This is a genomic window from Bradyrhizobium sp. 4 (genome assembly GCF_023100905.1).
In the GTDB taxonomy this organism is placed as follows: Bacteria; Pseudomonadota; Alphaproteobacteria; order Rhizobiales; family Xanthobacteraceae; genus Bradyrhizobium.
Window position 1 is genome coordinate 2851422 of the sequence record NZ_CP064686.1, and the last position, 18202, is coordinate 2869623.

Below are 18202 nucleotides of genomic sequence, written 5' to 3' on the forward strand. Positions count from 1 at the left end.
TCTTTCTTAACCTGTCCTGTCGGCGTTCTTGTCGAAAATTTTTGGGGAAAACCAATGCGTTTTGTGTCTTTCAGGTCGGCATCCTCCGTGCTCGCCACCACCGCGTTGCTGCTCGTCGCCACCGCGCCCTCGCAAGCGCAGACCAGGGCCGAGACGTTGCGCTATGTCACCGGTGCTTCCGTCAACACGCTCGATCCCAACATCCCGGGCTCGACGCGCGAATCCTTCGCGCTGAGCATGAGCACCTACGACCGCCTTGTCGCGTTCGGCCGCAAGCAGCTCAACGGCAAATGGGTGTTCGATCTCGACAAGATCACCGGCGAGCTCGCCGAATCCTACGTCGTCAGTCCGGACGGACTGAAGCTGACGTTCCGTCTGCGCAAGGATGCCAAGTTCCAGGACGGCTCGCCCGTGACCGCCGAGGACGTCAAATGGTCGCTCGATCGCTGCGTCACCGCGCCGATCCTCGGCAAGGCACAATTGCTGACGGGATCGTTGACGTCGGCCGACCAGTTCAAGGTGATCGATCCCCTCACGATCGAAGTGACGCTGCCGAAGCCCGACAAGCTCGCGCTGCCGAATCTCGCCACGGTCTACCCGCTGATCATCAACTCGAAGGTCGCCAAGGAGCACGCGACCCCGGAAGATCCCTGGGCCACCGCTTGGCTGAAGGAGCACACCGCCGGCAGCGGCGCTTACGTCATCGAGAGCTTCAAGCCCGGTGAGCAGGTGATCATCAAGCGCAACGAGGATTGGAACCGGGGCTCGCCCGACAAGCCGGCGTTCTTCAAGCGCGTGATCGTGCAGTCCGTGCCGGAGCCCGCGACCCGCGCCAACCTTGTCGAGCGCGGCGACGCCGATCTCGTCGTCGATCTCCAGGCCAGCGACGTGCAATCGCTCGAGGCCAAGGGCAAGCTCAAGGTGATCTCGACGCCGCAATACAATTCGATCACCTTCGTCTCGATGAACAATCAGATCCCGCCCTTCGACAACGTCAACGTGCGCCGCGCCGTCGCGTTCGCGCTGCCCTATGAGGACATGTTCAAGGCTGCCCTGTTCGGCCGCGGAGCTCCGCTGTTCGGTGCGACTTGGCCGGATGGCAAGCCGCTGAACGGCATCTATCCGTTCCAGGCGCCGGTGAAGACCGATCTCGACAAGGCGAGGGAATATTTGAAGGCCGCCGGGCTCCCGGAGGGCTTTTCGACCACCTTCAGCTTCAACGTCGGTCAGGCCTCGACCGCGGAGCCGATGGCGGCTCTCGTGAAGGAATCGCTTGCCAAGATCGGGATCAAGGTCGACATCCAGAAGCTGCCGGACGCGCAGATGTCGACGCAGATCAACGAGAAGAAGCTGCCCTTGTTCACGGAAGGCATCGTCGCCTGGCTGCCCTCGACCGATTACTTCTACCGCAACTTCTACACCGGCAATCAGCGCTGGAATTACAGCTCGATTAACAATCCGGAGCTGGCGACCATCGCGCAGGAAGCGCGCTTCGAGCCCGACAAGGCCAAGTACGAGGAAGCCGGCCGCAAGCTCAATGCGATCCATTTCAGCGAGATGCCTCAGATTCCGCTGTGGCAACCGAACCAGGACGCTGTGATGGCCTCGTCGATCGAGGGCTACACCTACGAATTCCACCGTCAGGTCGACTATCGCGACGTCAGCCGCAAGTGATCTCGACATGCAAGGGCTCTGAAAGGTGATGACCGGTTTTGGTGCGACGGTGGTGCGGGCGGGGAGGCGGCTTCTGTCGTCGCTGCCGGCGTTGTTCGGCGTGCTGGTCTTCACCTTTCTGCTGATGCGGGTCCTCCCCGGAGATCCCGCGGTGTTCTTCGCCTCGGGGCCCAACGCCGGCAAGGAGGAGATCGAGCAGATCCGCAAGCAGATGGGGCTCGACAAGTCGGTGCCGGAGCAGCTCGTGTTCTATCTCTCCGACATTGGCCGCGGCAATCTCGGCCGCTCCATGATGACGGGGCAGCCGGTCCTGAAGGACCTTCGCGAACGGCTGCCGGCCTCGCTCGAACTGACGTTCACGGCGTTGCTGATCGCATTGATTGCGGCGGTGCCGCTCGGCGTCGTCGCAGCCTTGAAACCGGGATCGCTGGTCGATCACGGCGTGCGGCTGTTCTGCGCGCTCGGCGTCTGCGTGCCGACCTTCGTCTCGGGCCTGCTGCTGATCTATGTGTTCTACTATCTGCTCGGCCTTGCGCCTGATCCGACCGGGCGGATCGACGTCTTCACCTCGCTGCCGCCGCAGCGCACCGGGTTCCTGTCGATCGACTTCCTGCTCGCGGGAGACATCGAGGGCTGGTGGGCGACCTGCAAGCAGCTGATCCTGCCCGCGCTGAGTATGGCCCTGTTCGTCATCGCGCCGCTGGCGCGGATCACCCGTGCCTCGATGCTGGTCTCGCTCGGCAGCGATTTCGTGCGCACCGCGCGCTCGGTCGGATTGTCCTGGCAGAAGGTCGTCGTCACCTATGCGCTGCGCAATGCGATCCTGCCCGTCATCACCATTGCCGGCATCGTGTTCTCGACCATGCTTGGCGCGAACGTCCTGGTGGAGAAGGTGTTCTCCTGGCCGGGCGTTGCCTCCTACGCGCTCGATGCGCTGCTGTCGTCCGACTATGCTCCGGTGCAGGGTTTCGTGCTGCTGATGGCTGGCATCTTTGTGCTGGTCAATCTGGTCGTCGATATCTGCTACGGCATCGCCGATCCCAGGGTGTCGATCGGATGACCAGCGCAACCCTCCGCCATTCGGTCTGGATTTTGCGCGGCAACCCGCTGACCGGCGTCGCCGCGGCCGGTGTCCTGCTGTTCGTCCTTGTCGCGATCTTCGGACCGTGGCTGGTGCCCTATGATCCCATTGTCTCCAATGTCTCGGAGGCCCTGCAGCCGCCGAGCGCGGCGCACCTCGCCGGCACCGACCAGCTCGGGCGCGACGTGTTCAGCCGCCTCGTCGTTGCGGCCCGACTCGACCTCGCCATCGCGGTCTCGGCGGTCGGCATCTCCTTCGTGATCGGCGCTGTCGTCGGCTCCTTCTGCGGCTATGCCGGCGGCAGGCTCGACCGCTCGGTCGGCCGCTTCGTCGATGTCATGATGGCCTTTCCGCTGTTTGTGCTGGCGATGGCGATGGTTGCGGCGCTCGGCAATCGGATCGAGAACATCGTGATTGCGACCGCGATCATCAACCTTCCCTTCTACATCCGCTTCGCGCGCGCCGAGGTCAACGTCCGGCGCAATGTCGGCTGGGTGGAGGCGGCGCGTTCCTGCGGCGAGAGCCATTTCTCGGTGGTGCTGCGCTTCCTGCTGCCGAACATCCTGCCGGCGATGGCGGTGCAGATCTCGCTCAACCTCGGCTGGGCGATCCTGAACGCTGCCGGACTCTCCTTCATTGGGCTTGGCGTCAAGCCGCCGACGCCGGAATGGGGCATCATGGTCGCGGAGGGCGCCCGCTTCATCTCGACGGGGCGGTGGTGGTTGGTAGCCTTTCCGGGCCTCGCATTGATGATGGCCGTGCTGTGCTTCAACCTCCTCGGTGACGGGATGCGGGACATTCTCGATCCGCGCATGCGCACATGAGCGGGGAATTGCTCAGGATCGACGATCTCCACGTCGCATTCTCGACGCGACGAGGGATGGTCGAGGCCGTGCGCGGAGTCACGCTCAATGTCGAAGCCGGCGAGATGCTCGGCCTCGTCGGCGAGAGCGGCTCTGGCAAATCGGTCACCGGTTTTGCCACGACGCGGCTGCTCGATGCGGCCGGCCGCGTCACCGCAGGCAAGATCCTGTTTCGCGGGCAGGACGTCACAAAACTTAGGGGTGACGATCTCCGGCAGCTCCAGGGCGCCGCGATGTCGATGATCTTCCAGAACCCACGGGCGGCGCTCAATCCGATCCGCGCGATCGGCCTGCAGATCGCGGACGCGATCCTCACGCACAAGCGGATATCGAAGGACGCCGCCCGCGCCGAAGCGCTGGAGCTGTTGCGCGCCGTCCAGATCCGCGACCCCGAGACGCGGATGAACGCCTATCCGCACGAACTCTCCGGCGGCATGTGCCAGCGCGTCATGATCGCGATTGCGATCTCCTGCAATCCGGCGCTCTTGATCGCCGACGAGCCGACGACCGGGCTCGACGTCACCACGCAGAAGGTGGTGATGGACCTCCTGGCGGAGATTGCCGCCGCGCGTGGCATGGCGACGATCCTGATCACGCACGATCTCGGGTTAGCGGCGCGATATTGCCGCCGCATTGCGGTGATGGAGCGCGGCCGCATCGTCGAAGAGGCGAGCCCCAGGACGCTGTTCAGTGCGCCGCAGCACGCCTATACCAGGCGTCTGGTGGCGGCGTCGCCGACCGCGACCTCCGGGATCGCGGACCTCGTGACGGAAGAAGAGCGGGAAGGCTATGCGGCTGTCGTCAGCAGGCCCAGGCAGGAGCCCGTTCACGGGACTCCGCCGCTCCTGGAAGTGCGCAAGCTCGCAAAACGCTTCGACGAGGGCGCTGCGGCGGTGGCGGACTTCTCGATGACGATGGCCGGCGGCGAGAGCGTCGGCCTCGTCGGTGAATCCGGCTCCGGCAAGAGCACGACGTCGCGCATGATTTGCCGCCTGATCGATCCGAGCGAGGGCGAGATCGTGTTCGACGGGCAGTCGATCGGCCACGTGGCGTCGCGCGACTTTCATCGCTCGCGCTTCCGCAAAGACATCCAGATGGTGTTCCAGGACCCGAACGAGAGCCTCAACCCGCGCTTCACCGCCTTCGATTGCATCGCCCATCCCCTGATGCGGCTCGACGGCATGCGTGGGGGCGATGCGCTGCGCAAGCGGGTGGAAGACTGCGCCGTTCGTGTGGGGCTGCCGCAGGATCTGTTGCCGCGCTTTCCGCATCAGCTCTCCGGCGGCCAGAAGGCGCGCGTCGGCATCGCCCGCGCCATCGCCTGCCGGCCGCGGCTCCTGGTGCTGGACGAGCCGACCGCTGCGCTCGACGTCTCCGTGCAGGCGGTGGTGCTGCAACTGCTCGACCGCCTGCGGCGCGAGAACGACATCGCGCTGCTGTTCGTCAGCCATGATCTCAACGTGGTGCGCATGCTCTGCGATCGCACCATCGTGCTGCGCAATGGCGGCATCGTGGAGCAGGGCGAGAGCCGGGCGCTGTTCGACAATCCCAAGACCGACTACACGCGCAAGCTGGTCGAGGCGATCCCGCATATCGAGACCGGGCCAGTGCTGGCGGCCGCGCTTTGAGGTCTCGACCGGTCCCAATGGTGCGGATATCCCGCTGGCGAAGGTCCGGTTAGTGGCATACCATTTGCACGCCAATGAGCTCTGGTTTCACCTGTTCTTGGCCAACGATGGCCGGCATCACGGCACTATTGGGAGGATTTCATGGATCGCAGGACCGTATTGAAGGGACTGGCCGGCGCGGGCGGTCTGGCACTGAGCGGCCTCTCGGCCCCGGCGATCGCACAAGGCGCCTCCGCGCGCACCCTGCGCTTCGTGCCGCAGGCAAACCTCGCCAATTTCGACCCGATCTGGGGCACGCAATATGTCGTGCGCAATGCCGCCGCGCTGGTCTGGGATACGCTCTACGGCGTCGATTCCTCGCTGCAGCCGCAGCGGCAGATGGTCGAATCCGAGGAAGTGACCGACGACGGCACCACCTGGACCTTCAAGCTGCGTTCGGGGCTCAAATTCCACGATGGCGAGCCGGTGCTGAGCAAGGACGTCGTTGCGAGTCTCACCCGCTGGGCGGCGCGCGATCCCATGGGGCTGATGCTCAAGGCGCTGCAGCAGGAGCTCACCGCTGTCGATGATCGCACCTTCAAATGGGTGCTGAAGCAGCCATTCCCGAAGATGCTCTATGCGCTTGGCAAGAACAACTCGCCTTGCGCCTTCATCATGCCGGAGCGCATTGCGCAGACCGACCCATTCAAGCAGATCGGCGATTATGTCGGCTCGGGGCCGATGAAGTTCGCCAAGGGTGAGTGGGTCCCCGGCGCGAAAGCCGTGTTCGAAAAATTCGCCGACTATGTGCCGCGGCAGGAGAAGGCGTCGTGGCTCGCCGGCGGCAAGCAGATGCTGCTCGACCGCGTCGAATGGATCGTGATGCCCGATCCGGCGACCGCCGCGGCCGCGTTGCAGAACGGCGAGATCGACTGGTGGGAGAACCCGATCGCGGACCTCGTCCCGGTCCTGAAGAAGAACAAGAACATCAGCGTCGACATCGGCGATCCCCTCGGCAATGTCGGCTCGTTCCGCATGAACTTCCTCTATCCGCCCTTCAACGACGTGCGGGCCCGGCGCGCAGTGCTGATGGCGATGAGCCAGGAAGATTACATGCGTGCGCTCGTCGGCGACGACAATTCGCTGTGGAAGTCGCTGCCCGGCTTCTTCACGCCCGATACGCCGCTCTACACCGAGGCGGGCGGCGAGGTCCTGAAGGGCAAGCGCGATCTCGACGCTGCCAAGAAGCTGCTCGCCGAGAGCGGCTATTCCGGCCAGCCGGTGACGTGCCTGGTGGCGCAGGACCAGCCGATCACCAAGGCGTTCGGCGATGTGACCGCCGATCTCTTGAAGAAGCTCGGTATGAATGTCGACTTCGTCGCGACCGATTGGGGCACGGTCGGCTCCCGCCGCGCACAGAAGACACCGCCCGGGCAGGGCGGCTGGAACATGTTCCACACCTGGCATGCGGGTTCGGACTGCATCAATCCGGCGCCCTACACCGCCATCCGCGCCAATGGCGACAAAGCCTGGTTCGGCTGGCCCAACAGCCCCGGCACCGAGAAGGAGGTTACGTCCTGGTTCGAAGCCAAGAACCTCGACGAGGAGAAGGCCGCGGTCGCCCGCCTCAACAAGGTTGCGCTCGAGGACGTCGTCTACGCGCCGACCGGCTTCTTCCTCAGCTACACGGCCTGGCGCAAGAACGTTTCCGGCATCACGAAAGGGCCGCTGCCGTTCTTCTGGGGCGTGTCGAAATCCGCATGACCTTGCGCTGAAGCCAGATGCTCTCCTACATCCTCCGGCGTATCGCCTCGACCTTGCCAGTGATGGCGATCGTCGCGCTGTTCGTGTTCAGCCTGCTCTACATCGCGCCGGGTGATCCCGCCGTGGTGATCGCAGGCGATCAGGCAAGTCCGGATGATGTGGAGCGCATCCGTCAGAGCCTCGGCCTCGATCGACCCTTCCTGATCCAGTTCGGCAGCTGGGTCTGGCGCATTCTGCACGGCGATCTCGGCACCTCGATCTTCACCAATCTGCCGGTCTCGACGATGATCGGCCAGCGTCTCGGGCCGACGCTGTCGCTGATGATGGTCACGCTCCTGCTCACGATCGTGGTCGCGGTGCCGCTCGGCGTGCTGGCGGCCTGGAAGGCGGGAAGCCTGATCGACCGGGCCATCATGGCCTTTGCCGTGTTCGGCTTCTCCCTGCCGGTCTTCGTCGTCGGCTATGTCCTCGCCTACGTTTTCGCACTGGAGCTCGAATGGCTTCCCGTGCAGGGCTATACGCCGCTCGCCCAGGGCGTCTGGCCATGGCTGCAAAACCTGATCCTGCCCGCGATCGCACTCGGCTGTGTCTACATCGCACTGATCGCGCGTATCACGCGCGCCACCATGCTCGAAGTGTTGCAGCAGGACTATATCCGCACTGCGCGCGCCAAGGGCCTCGGGCAGGGCGGCATCCTGTTCGTCCACGCGCTGAAGAACGCGGCCGTGCCGATCGTCACGGTGATCGGGATCGGCATCGCGCTCCTGATCGGCGGCGCGGTCGTCACGGAGAGCGTGTTCGCCATTCCCGGCCTCGGCCGGCTCACGATCGACGCGATCCTGCGTCGCGATTATCCCGTCATCCAGGGCATCGTGTTGCTGTTCAGCTTCGTCTACGTCCTCGTCAATCTGATGATCGACGTCATTTATACGCTCGTTGACCCGAGGATTCGCTATTGACCGACACGACCGTCAATCCGCAAGCGCTGCCGGCGGGCTTCGTCCTCGCGCCGCAACTGCCCGAGATCCTCCGGCCGGTCACGATCCGGCGCGGCTTCGTCGGGCTGCTGCGCGGCCATCCCACCGTTGCCATCGGCGGCACGTTGCTGCTGTTGCTCGTCCTGATCGCGATCTTTGCGCCTTATCTTGGAACGGTGGATCCGACCGCGCTCGCGCCCGCCAAGCGCACCCGCGCGCCGTCGGCTGCCTTCTGGTTTGGCTCCGACGTGCTCGGTCGCGACATCTATTCGCGCGTGCTGTTCGGCGCGCGGGTCTCGCTCACGGTCGGACTGTCAGTTGCGATATTTGCCTCCGCAGTCGGTCTCGCCATCGGCATCGTCTCCGGCTTCATCCGCTGGGCCGACGGCATCTTGATGCGCTTCATGGACGGGTTGATGTCGATCCCGCCGATCCTGCTGGCGATCGCGCTGATGGCGCTGACACGCGGCAGCGTCGGCAACGTCATTCTCGCGATCACCGTCGCCGAAATTCCGCGGGTTTCCCGTCTTGTCCGTAGTGTCGTGCTGTCGCTGCGCGAGCAGCCTTACGTGGATGCGGCGGTCGCCTGTGGCACGCGCACACCGATGATCATCCTGCGCCACATCCTGCCCAACACGCTGGCGCCGATGCTGATCCAGGCGACTTACATTTGCGCCAGCGCGATGATCACGGAGGCGATCCTGTCCTTCATCGGCGCGGGAACGCCGCCGACCATTCCGTCCTGGGGCAACATCATGGCGGAGGGGCGGGCGCTGTGGCAGGTCAAGCCCTACATCGTGTTCTTTCCGGCGGCCTTTCTGTCCGTCACCGTGCTCGCCGTCAACCTGCTCGGCGATGGCCTTCGCGATGCGCTCGATCCGCGCATGGCCAAGAGCCTCTGATGGCGAGGGGCTGATCGCGATGGCACTGCTCGAAGTCGAGAATTTGCAAACCCACTTCCGTACGCCCAGCGGCATCAACCGCGCGGTGGAAGGCGTGTCGTTCCATGTCAACGAGGGCGAGACGCTCGCCATCGTCGGCGAGTCCGGCTGCGGCAAGTCGGTGACCTCGATGTCGCTGATGCGGCTGATCCCGGAACCGCCGGGCAGGATCGCCGGCAGCATCCGTTTCGCGGGCAAGGACCTGCTGCAAATGTCGGATCGCGAGATGCGCGCGATCCGCGGCAACGACATCTCGATGATTTTTCAGGAGCCGATGACCAGCCTCAACCCGGTCCTGACCGTCGGGCGTCAAATCCGCGAAACGCTGATGATCCACCAGGGCCTGGACAAGCAAGCCGCGGAGGCACACGCGATCGAGATGTTGATTCTGGTCGGCATTCCCGAGCCGAAGCGCCGCGTGCGCGAATATCCGCATCAGCTTTCCGGCGGCATGCGCCAGCGCGTCATGATCGCCATTGCACTCGCCTGCAATCCAAAACTTCTCATTGCCGACGAGCCGACCACCGCGCTCGACGTGACGATCCAGGCGCAGATCCTGAAGCTGATGCTGGATCTCAAGCACCGGGTTGGCGCGGCGATCATCCTGATCACCCACGATCTCGGCGTGGTCGCCGAGATCGCCGAGCGCGTCATGGTCATGTATGCCGGCCGTAAGGTCGAGGAGGCGCCGGTGGCGGACCTGTTCCGTTCGCCGCGTCATCCGTACACGCAGGGCCTGCTCGGTGCAGTGCCGCGGCTCGGCTCGTCGCTGACCGGCACCGCGAGGCGGCTGGCAGAGATCCCGGGGCAGGTGCCTGACCTGCGCAAGCCCATCGTCGGCTGCGTCTTCGCCGGACGTTGCGCGCTCGCGACCGATCTGTGCCGGCAGTACGGGCCGGGGCTCGAAGAGAAGGGGCCACGTCACGTCGTGGCCTGCCACTATGCGGCCAAGGGAGCGGTCGCGGCATGAGTCCCCCGCTGCTCCAGGTCAACGACCTCAAGAAGCACTTCCCGGTCAAAAAGGGCCTGTTCAGCCGCAAGTCCGAATGGGTCTATGCGGTGGACGGCGTGTCGTTCGAGATCGCGCGCGGCGAGACGCTCTCGCTGGTCGGCGAGTCCGGCTGCGGCAAATCGACGGTCGGCCGTGCGATCCTGCGTCTGTTCGACATCACGGCGGGGCAGGTCATCCTCGACGGTCAGCGTATCGACGACGCCCATCCGAGCACGATGCGCCAGATGCGCCGCCGCGTGCAGGTGGTGTTCCAGGACCCGTTCTCGAGCCTCAATCCGCGCATGCGCGTGCGCGATATCCTGGCCGAGCCGATCCGCAATTTCGGCCTCGCCAAATCCGCGATCGATCTCGAGACCCGCGTGACGGCGCTGATGGATACCGTGCGCCTGCCGCGCGAGGCGCTGAACCGCAGGCCGCACGAATTCTCCGGCGGCCAGCGCCAGCGCATCGGCATCGCGCGGGCGCTCGCCGCCGAGCCCGACCTGATCGTCTGCGACGAGGCCGTCTCGGCGCTCGACGTCTCGGTCAAGGCACAGATCGTCAATCTGCTGCAGGATCTCCAGCGCGAGTTCGGCCTGGCGCTGCTGTTCATCAGCCATGACCTCGCGATCGTCGAGCACATGACCCATCGCGTCGCGGTGATGTATCTCGGCAAGATCGTCGAGGTGGCGCCGCGCTACGAGATCTTCGCCGCGCCAAAGCATCCTTACACCAAGGCGCTGCTCTCGGCCGTGCCGCTGCCCGAGCCGGGGGCCCAGCGCAATCCGATCATCCTCAAGGGAGACGTGCCGAGCCCGATCAATCCACCGAGCGGGTGCCGCTTCCACACCCGTTGCCCATACGTGTTCGACCGCTGCCGGAGCGAAGAGCCGACATTGCGCGCGGCTGGACCCGAGCAGTGGGTGGCCTGTCATCTCGAAGATAGTGCAGCGGTGGCGAGCAGCTAGCCGTTAGGCCGGCGGCAAACCTTTCGATCGAGGCTTGGGGGCGACAATCGGGTGAGGATGGCACTCTGCTCCTGTTTTGCCCGACGAGTCAAAAACGTTTGCGACGAAAATTCATGTGTAAAAACAACCTCATTCTACTGTGCATGGGGTTGTTTTCGCGTTTTTGTTTAGCCGCCTTCAACCCTGGCGGCGCAGGAAGCCCGTGATCGTGACCTTTTCCCAGATATCGGCCGCTGCAAACGGATCGGCGCGATTGAAAGCCTCGACGTCGCCACGGCCCGCTGCCTCGATCAGGAACAGGCTGCCGATCATGGTCGCGCCGTCGTCGGAGACGAGCGGCCCCGACATCACGATCTTGACGCCGAAGCGCGAGGTGTCGCTCAGGAAAGCCTTGTGGGCGTCGTAATTGGCGAGCCGGGTCGGTAGCGCGCCGGCGCGGTCGAGGGCGTGAATGGCGAACAGCATGATGGTCTCCGTTTATGTCTCGTGTTCTTGGGACGGCCGCGGCTGCGGCCGTCCGAGCTTGTCGTGAAGGTGTGCTGACTTACTTGCCGCCGAGCTTGCTGGCTTCCTCGAAAGTCGGGCAGCTGCGCTGCTCCAGCGGCACGTCGAACGGCTGGTAATTGTCCTTGGTGATGACGGTTGGCTTCAGCACGATCTCGGCGATGACAGGCTGGTTGCGCAAGGAGCGGATCGCCATCATGGTGCCGAGGCAGCCTTGAAAAAATCCGTTGTAGTCGCCGCTCGCGAGCAGCTTGCCGGACTTGATCGCGTCGATCGCTTCCTTGGTGCCGTTGATGCCGATCACCTGCGCCTTGCGGTTGGCGCCGTCGAGCGCCTCGATGGCGCCAACCGCCATGGCGTCGTTTGCGGCGAGCACGCCGTCGATCTGCGCGTTCGACTGCATCAGATTCTCCATCACCTGGAGCGCCTGGAGCCGCTGGTAGTTGCCGGGCTGCGAGGCCAGCAGTTTCGCACCGGCATTTTCCTTCAGCGCGTCATTGAAGCCGCGGACGCGGTCGACATTGGTCAGCGAGCCCTTGACGCCCTCGATGATGACGATGTTGCCCTTGCCGCCCAGCGTCTTCAGCAGGAAGCGCGCGGTCTCGAGCCCGAGGCTGTAATCGTCGGCGCCGACGAAGGACAGGAACTTGCCACCGGCCGAGCGGTCGGTGATGTTGACGACGGGAATTTTGGCGTCGTTGATCTTCTCGACACCCGGCACCATCGCCTTGTAGTCGACCGGCGTGAAGACGATGGCGCTCGGCTTCTTCACCACGACGTCCTCGATCTGGCTGAGCTGCTCGGGAATGCTGTCGGGCTTGGTCGGAATGTACTGCAGCGTCTTCGCGTTTAGCGTCTTGGCCATGTTGTCGGCGCCGACCCGCACCGTCTGGAAGAACGGGTTGGTCTGGTTCTTGGTGAAGACGGCGATGGTCTCGCCGTCCGCGCGCGCTGGCGTGGTGAGCGCGGCCGCCATCAGCAGCGGCAGCGCCAAATAACCCAGTGTCTGTTTCATGTTGCCTCCATCCCTCATTTTGCTTGTTGGTCGTTCAAGAACTCATTGCGCGCGGCGGCGGGTCTTCATGTCGAGCCAGACCGCGAGAATGACGATGATGCCGGTGACCAGCGGCTGCCAGTTGGCGCTGACCGACAAGAGGTTCATGCCGTTCAGCACCAGCGTCAGGATCAATGCGCCGATGAAAGTGCCGAACACGGTGCCGACGCCGCCGAACAGCGAGGTGCCGCCGATCAGCACGGCGGCGATCGCAGGCAGCGTCAGGCTTTCGCCGATGTCGGCCTCGGCCGAATTGAGCCGCGACAGGAAGATGATCGAGGCGAGCCCGGCCATGGTGCCCGAGACGGCGTAGACCAGCAGCAGGCGGCGCGCGACCGGAATGCCGGAGAGCCGTGCCGCGACCGGATTGGCACCGATCGCATAGATCTCCTGGCCCCAGACCGTTCGCTGCGCAAACAACGTTCCGATCCCCAGGAACACCAGCAGCAGGTAGACCGGGATCGGCAAGCCGAAGAGATAGCCGCTGCCGATCTGGCGAAAGCCGGCCGGGAAGCCGTGAAGGGTTTCGCCCGCCATGTACCAATAGGTGAGGCCGTTCAGCACCCAGAGCATGCCGTAGGTGGCGATGAAGGAGGGGATGCGCAGCGCGGTGACCATGACGCCGTTGAGGAGCCCAACCATGCCGCCGCAGGCAAGCCCGGTGAGGATGCCGAGCGCCGGCGAGCCGGTCTTGTGGATCACGGTCCCGGCGATGCAGGCGGACAGCGCGACATTGGCGCCGACGGAGAGATCGAGGCCCGCGGTCAGCACCACCAGGGTCAGGCCGGAGGCGATGAAGAAGGTCAGGCTCGCCTGCCTGAGCACATTGAGGATGTTGCCGAGGCTCAGGAAGGAATCGCTGAGCACGGCGAGCACCGCACAGATCAGCAGCGCCGCGAGCAGGCGATAGAATACCTGGATCGCGTCCTGTGACAGGAACGAGCGGGGCGGCGCAATGGCCTCCTTGCTGATGTCGGTCATGCGCGGCTCCGCAGGCCGTCAAGGAAGAGGGCAACGATGACGAGGACGCCGACGCTCGCGACCTGCACCGAGGAGGGCAGCGAGATCAGGTTCAGCCCGTTGCGCAGCACGCCGACCGAGAGCACGCCGAGCAGCGTGCCGAGCAGCCAGCCATTGCCGCGCTCGAACGACGTGCCGCCGACGGCGACGGCCGCGATCGCATCGAATTCGAGACCGAGGCCCGCGGTTGGATGCCCGGAATTCATGCGCGCTGTCATCAGCAGGCCGGCGATGCCGGCCATGGCGCCGCCAATTGCATAGACCGCGATCAGCAGCTTGTTCGGTGAGAGGCCGGCGTAGCGCAGCGCCTCGCGGTTGCCGCCGAGCGCGAAGATATAGGTGCCGAAGCGGGTGTGATAGAGCAGGCCGTGGAAGGCAGCATAGGTCACCAGCGCCATGACGATCGGCACGGGCACGCCGAGAAGCGTCGCCGAATAGATGTCGCGCACACTGTGGGGGATGCCGACCACGCTCTGGCCGTCGCTGACGATCAGCGACAGGCCTTGCGCCATGCCGAGCGTACCGAGCGTCGCCACGAAGGGCGGGATGCCCACGATGGCGACCAGCCAGCCATTGGCGAAGCCGAAGGCTGTGCCGACGAGGAGTCCGGCACCTAAGCCCAGCAACATCGAGTGGGTTGCGAGCGAGACGATTGCGACGCAGAGCGAGGTCAGCGTCAGCACCGCGCCCATCGACAGGTCCAGCCCCTCGGTCATGATGATCAGTGTCATCGGCAGCGCGAGCATGGTTAGGATCGTCGACTGCACCAGCACATTGGAGAGGTTGGCAACCGACAGAAAGCCGGGCGCGATCGTGCTGAACAGCGCGATCAGCAGCACCAGCACGATGGCAACGCCGGGAACGCGCTGCAGCGGATTCGGTTGAGAGGCGACCGCGGCCTCACGCATGATGCATGCCCAGTCGCACGATGTTCTCCTCTGTCAGCTCATTGCGCGCGAGGTGCCCGGCGATGCGCCCCTCGCGCATCACATAGGCGCGGTCGCAGACGTGGCAGATCTCGACCTGTTCGGACGAGATCATCAGCGCCGCCGCGCCTTCGGCGACAAGGCGGTCGATCAGGGCGAAGATTTCGGCCTTGGCACCGATGTCGATGCCCCGGGTCGGCTCGTCGAAGATGAAGAGCTTCGAGCCGGCGGCGAGCCACTTGCCGATCACGACCTTCTGCTGATTGCCGCCCGAGAGCAGGCCGACGATCTGGCGCGCGCTGGGCGTCGCAATGCGCAGTTGCCTGATCAGGCCGTCGGCGGTGCGATGCGCGCTGCGCTGGTCGAACAGACCGCTTGGAAACAGCTTTCGCAGCGCCGACACCACCAGATTGTCGCTCACCGATCGCAGCAGCGCCAGGCCCTCGCTCTTGCGGCTCTCCGGGATCAGCGCAATGCCGCGGCGGGCGGCAAGATCAGGCTCGCCGGAGATAGTCTTGCCGTCGAAGACGATCTCGCCTGATGTCACGGGATCGGCGCCAAAGATCGCGCGTGCGACCTCGCTGCGACCGGAGCCGACCAGGCCACACAGGCCGACGATCTCGCCGCGGCGCACCTCGATGTTGATGTCCGAGATTCCTGTGGAGGCGCTCAGGCCCTTGACCTCGAGCAGAACGTCGCCGGGTTTGTCGGCAAAATTGCGCGGGTAGGTCATGTCGACGTTGCGACCGACCATCATGCGGACGAGCTGGTCCGGCGTGACGTCGGCCGGGCGAATGCCGTCGATGCGGCGACCATCGCGCAGAACGGTGATACGGTCTCCGAGCGCGAACACCTCCGCCATGCGGTGCGAGATGTAGACGATGGAGACGCCGTCGGCCTTGAGCCGCGCGATCAGCGCGAACAGCAGCTCGGTCTCGCGATCGGACAGCGCCGCGGTCGGCTCGTCCATCACGAGGATGCGCGCGTTCTGGCTGATCGCCTTGGCGATCTCGACCATCTGCTGCTGCGCCACCCCCAACTTGTCGATGATGGTGGAGGGATCGATCTCGAAGCCGATCGTGCCGAGCACGCGCGCGGCGTCGGCCAGAATCCTGCGCCGGTCGATGGTGCCGGGGATACGGCCCTTCGGCTCGCGGCCGAGGAAGATGTTCTGGGCGATATCGAGATGGGGGACGAGGGAGAATTCCTGGAAGATCACGGCAATGCCGAGCTTCTGCGCGTCCGCGGCCGAGTTGATCGCGACCGGCTCGCCCTTGCAGTAGAACTCGCCTGCATCGGCGCGGTAGGCCCCGCACAGCACCTTCATCAGGCTCGACTTGCCGGCGCCGTTCTCGCCCAGCAGCATATGGACTTCGCCAGGGAAGACGGCAAAGGACACGTCATCCAGCGCCTTGACGCCGGGAAACTCCTTGCTGATGCCGCGCAGCTCCAGCAGCGGCGTGGGGGCGGCGGGCTCGACGGCCAATGCGGCGGTGCTCATGCGCGCGCTCCGCTTGCAAAGATCTTTCCGGGGTTCATCAGTCCATTGGGGTCGAGCGCGGTTTTGATCGACCGCATCACATCGACGGCCTCGCCGAGTTCGTCGGTGAGATAGTCGATCTTGCCGAGCCCGATGCCGTGCTCGCCGGTGCAGGTGCCGTCCATGGCAATCGCGCGGGCGACCATGCGGGCCTGGAGCGCCTTGGCGCCTTCGGCTTCCGCGGGCCTTGCCGGGTCGATCAGGATCAGCATGTGGAAATTGCCGTCGCCGACATGGCCGACGATCGGCGCCGTGAAACCGTGCTCGTCCGCATCGCGCCGGGTATCCGTGAGGCATTCCGCCAATCGCGAGATCGGCACGCAGACGTCGGTGATCACGGCACGCGCGCCGGGGCGCAGGCCCAGGCCGGCATAGAGCGTGTTGTCGCGGGCGTGCCACAGCCGGCTGCGATCCTCCTGCGCCTTGGCCCAGGCAAAGCCATGACCACGATGGTCGGCGGCAATGGCCTGTGCAGCTTCGGCCTGCTCGGCGACGGAAGTCTCGGAACCATGGAATTCGAAGAACAGGGTCGGGGCTTCGCGATAGCCGAGCTTCGCATAGGCGTTGATACCGCGCATCATGACGTTGTCGAGCAACTCGATGCGCGCGACGGGGATCGCGGACTGGATCACGGAAATCGCGGTGTCGACGGCGTCGTGCAGGGTGTCGAAGCTGCAAACCGCGGCCGAGATCGCCTGCGGCACGGGATGCACCTTCAGCGTGATCTCGGTGATGATGCCGAGCGTGCCCTCGGCGCCGACGAACATGCGGGTCAGGTCGTAGCCGGCGGCTGACTTGCGCGCGCGTCTGGCGGTCCGGATCACGCGGCCGTCGGCCAGAACCACCTCCAGCGCCATGACGTTGTCCTTCATGGTGCCGTAGCGCACCGCCATGGTGCCGGAAGCCCGCGTGGACGTCATGCCGCCGATCGAGGCGTCGGCGCCGGGATCGATCGGAAAGAAAAGTCCGGTGCCGCGCAGTTCCGCATTGAGCTGCTTTCGCGTGATGCCCGGCTGCACGACGACGTCCATGTCGCTCTCGTGCACCGTCAGCACCTTGTTCATGCGTGCGAAGTCGAAGCAGACGCCGCCCGCGACCGCGGCCGCATTGCCTTCGAGCGAGGTCCCGGCGCCGAACGGCACGATGGGCATATTCGCCCCCGCGCACAGCTTGACGATCTCCGCGACCTCCTGCGTGGTTTCGGGAAAGACCACGATGTCGGGCGGCAGGTTGCGATAATGCGACTCGCTCTGCCCATGCTGATCGAGCACGCCACGCGCGACGCTCGCGCGCGAGCCGATCATGCCCATGAGGCGATCGGCCAATATGCTCGTGCTGGCCCGCGGTCCCATCCTTGCTCCCTGTCTGCCTTGTTGTCGGACTCTTGTCTGGTCCGCGATGTTCAGCTTAAGCGGCTCTTGCGCTGCTAGCGACCCGCTTCAGGCCGAAATCATAGTTGAGGTGAAAATACTCGCTGTCCACCATGCGACCATCGGGCGCACGGCCGGGCGGGCACCGCACAAATTCGCGGATCAGGCTGTCCTTGACGCCGAAGACCACGTCGGAGTCGAGATACTGGTCGCCGGCGACGAACACGTGGGTCACGAGTTGCTCGAAGCCGGGCGCCGAGATCATGAAATGCACGTGTGCCGGGCGCCAGGGATGGCGGCCCTGGACCTCCAGCATGTCACCGACGGTACCGTCATGCGGGATCGGATAGGCGGCCGGCTTGATCGACCAGAAATTGAAGCGGCCGTTGGCATCCGTGTGGAAGCGCGCCCGCATCGCGAGGTCGCCGATCTTGTCGAGCTGCTGCACGTCGTAATAGCCATCATCGTCGGAATGCCAGACGTCCACGACGGCGCCGGCAAGCGGCCGTCCGTCGACGGTCGACACCGAGCCGGTGACGAGCATCGGATCGCCTTCCATCGGGCCGGAGATGTCAGCGCCGTTGTCTTTCTCGGGCGACGCCTGCACGAAGAACGGACCGAGCACCGTGGTCTCGGTCGCGCCTTCCGGCACCGGATGGTTGATGGCGTCGACCAGCATGGAGACGCCAAGCGCGTCCGACAGCAGGATGAATTCCTGGCGCTTGTCGTCGCACATGTGGCCGGTGCGGGTCAGGAAGTCGATGCCGTATTCCCATTCCTTCTGGGTGGGTCGCACCTCGCGGACGAAGGCATGGAGGTGGCGCACCAGCGCTTCGCTGACCTGCTTGATGCGCGGGTCGGTCGCGCCCGCGATCCGCTCCAGCACTGCATCCGTGATCGTGTTCTCGTTGAAATTGCGCAT

At 64.9% G+C, this 18202-nt stretch carries 16 protein-coding genes; 9 read left to right on the top strand and 7 right to left on the bottom strand.

What is annotated here, in order from left to right; all coding sequences use genetic code 11:
- Positions 1 to 54: 54 nt before the first annotated feature.
- From IVB45_RS13000 to IVB45_RS13040, 9 genes are all read left to right on the top strand, one after another.
- Positions 55 to 1674: an ABC transporter substrate-binding protein gene (locus tag IVB45_RS13000; protein WP_247359726.1), complete on the top strand. Its 1620-nt coding sequence runs from the start codon at positions 55 to 57 to the stop codon at positions 1672 to 1674.
- A gap of 28 nt (positions 1675 to 1702) precedes the next feature.
- Complete coding sequence (locus IVB45_RS13005) at positions 1703 to 2734, top strand: ABC transporter permease (RefSeq protein ID WP_197031190.1); 1032 nt, start codon at positions 1703 to 1705, stop codon at positions 2732 to 2734.
- The gene (locus IVB45_RS13010; protein ID WP_027569265.1) at positions 2731 to 3579 is read left to right on the top strand and encodes an ABC transporter permease; all 849 of its coding nucleotides are present in this window, start codon (positions 2731 to 2733) and stop codon (positions 3577 to 3579) included. Before IVB45_RS13005 ends, IVB45_RS13010 begins: the two co-directional genes overlap by 4 nt.
- Positions 3576 to 5246 carry an ABC transporter ATP-binding protein gene (locus tag IVB45_RS13015; RefSeq protein WP_247359725.1) on the top strand — a complete coding sequence of 557 codons (1671 nt, stop codon included), beginning with the start codon at positions 3576 to 3578 and terminating at the stop codon, positions 5244 to 5246. The genes IVB45_RS13010 and IVB45_RS13015 overlap by 4 nt, the downstream gene beginning before the upstream one ends.
- A gap of 141 nt (positions 5247 to 5387) precedes the next feature.
- The gene (locus tag IVB45_RS13020) at positions 5388 to 6989 is read left to right on the top strand and encodes an ABC transporter substrate-binding protein (RefSeq protein ID WP_027569267.1); all 1602 of its coding nucleotides are present in this window, start codon (positions 5388 to 5390) and stop codon (positions 6987 to 6989) included.
- A 17-nt stretch (positions 6990 to 7006) separates the two neighbouring features.
- The gene (locus IVB45_RS13025) at positions 7007 to 7948 is read left to right on the top strand and encodes an ABC transporter permease (RefSeq protein ID WP_247359724.1); all 942 of its coding nucleotides are present in this window, start codon (positions 7007 to 7009) and stop codon (positions 7946 to 7948) included.
- On the top strand, positions 7945 to 8868 hold the full coding sequence (locus tag IVB45_RS13030; protein WP_247359723.1) for an ABC transporter permease: 924 nt from the start codon (positions 7945 to 7947) through the stop codon (positions 8866 to 8868). Before IVB45_RS13025 ends, IVB45_RS13030 begins: the two co-directional genes overlap by 4 nt.
- A 19-nt stretch (positions 8869 to 8887) precedes the next feature.
- On the top strand, positions 8888 to 9877 hold the full coding sequence (locus tag IVB45_RS13035) for an ABC transporter ATP-binding protein (protein ID WP_247359722.1): 990 nt from the start codon (positions 8888 to 8890) through the stop codon (positions 9875 to 9877).
- Entirely contained in the window at positions 9874 to 10866 is a 993-nt protein-coding gene (locus tag IVB45_RS13040) for a dipeptide ABC transporter ATP-binding protein (RefSeq protein WP_247289043.1), read from the top strand. The genes IVB45_RS13035 and IVB45_RS13040 overlap by 4 nt, the downstream gene beginning before the upstream one ends.
- A 177-nt stretch (positions 10867 to 11043) precedes the next feature.
- On the opposite strand, the gene IVB45_RS13045 is transcribed toward IVB45_RS13040, so the two are convergent.
- From IVB45_RS13045 to IVB45_RS13075, 7 genes are all read right to left on the bottom strand, one after another.
- Positions 11044 to 11331 carry a YciI family protein gene (locus IVB45_RS13045; RefSeq protein ID WP_247359720.1) on the bottom strand — a complete coding sequence of 96 codons (288 nt, stop codon included), beginning with the start codon at positions 11329 to 11331 and terminating at the stop codon, positions 11044 to 11046.
- A 79-nt stretch (positions 11332 to 11410) separates the two neighbouring features.
- Entirely contained in the window at positions 11411 to 12385 is a 975-nt protein-coding gene (locus tag IVB45_RS13050) for a sugar ABC transporter substrate-binding protein (protein WP_247359719.1), read from the bottom strand.
- A gap of 42 nt (positions 12386 to 12427) precedes the next feature.
- The gene (locus IVB45_RS13055) at positions 12428 to 13405 is read right to left on the bottom strand and encodes an ABC transporter permease (protein ID WP_247359718.1); all 978 of its coding nucleotides are present in this window, start codon (positions 13403 to 13405) and stop codon (positions 12428 to 12430) included.
- On the bottom strand, positions 13402 to 14352 hold the full coding sequence (locus IVB45_RS13060) for an ABC transporter permease (RefSeq protein WP_247289045.1): 951 nt from the start codon (positions 14350 to 14352) through the stop codon (positions 13402 to 13404). Before IVB45_RS13060 ends, IVB45_RS13055 begins: the two co-directional genes overlap by 4 nt.
- Entirely contained in the window at positions 14345 to 15871 is a 1527-nt protein-coding gene (locus IVB45_RS13065; protein WP_247359717.1) for a sugar ABC transporter ATP-binding protein, read from the bottom strand. The genes IVB45_RS13060 and IVB45_RS13065 overlap by 8 nt, the downstream gene beginning before the upstream one ends.
- Positions 15868 to 17262 carry an FAD-linked oxidase C-terminal domain-containing protein gene (locus IVB45_RS13070; RefSeq protein ID WP_247359716.1) on the bottom strand — a complete coding sequence of 465 codons (1395 nt, stop codon included), beginning with the start codon at positions 17260 to 17262 and terminating at the stop codon, positions 15868 to 15870. The genes IVB45_RS13065 and IVB45_RS13070 overlap by 4 nt, the downstream gene beginning before the upstream one ends.
- Positions 17263 to 17317: 55 nt before the next feature.
- Entirely contained in the window at positions 17318 to 18202 is an 885-nt protein-coding gene (locus tag IVB45_RS13075) for an intradiol ring-cleavage dioxygenase (protein WP_247359715.1), read from the bottom strand.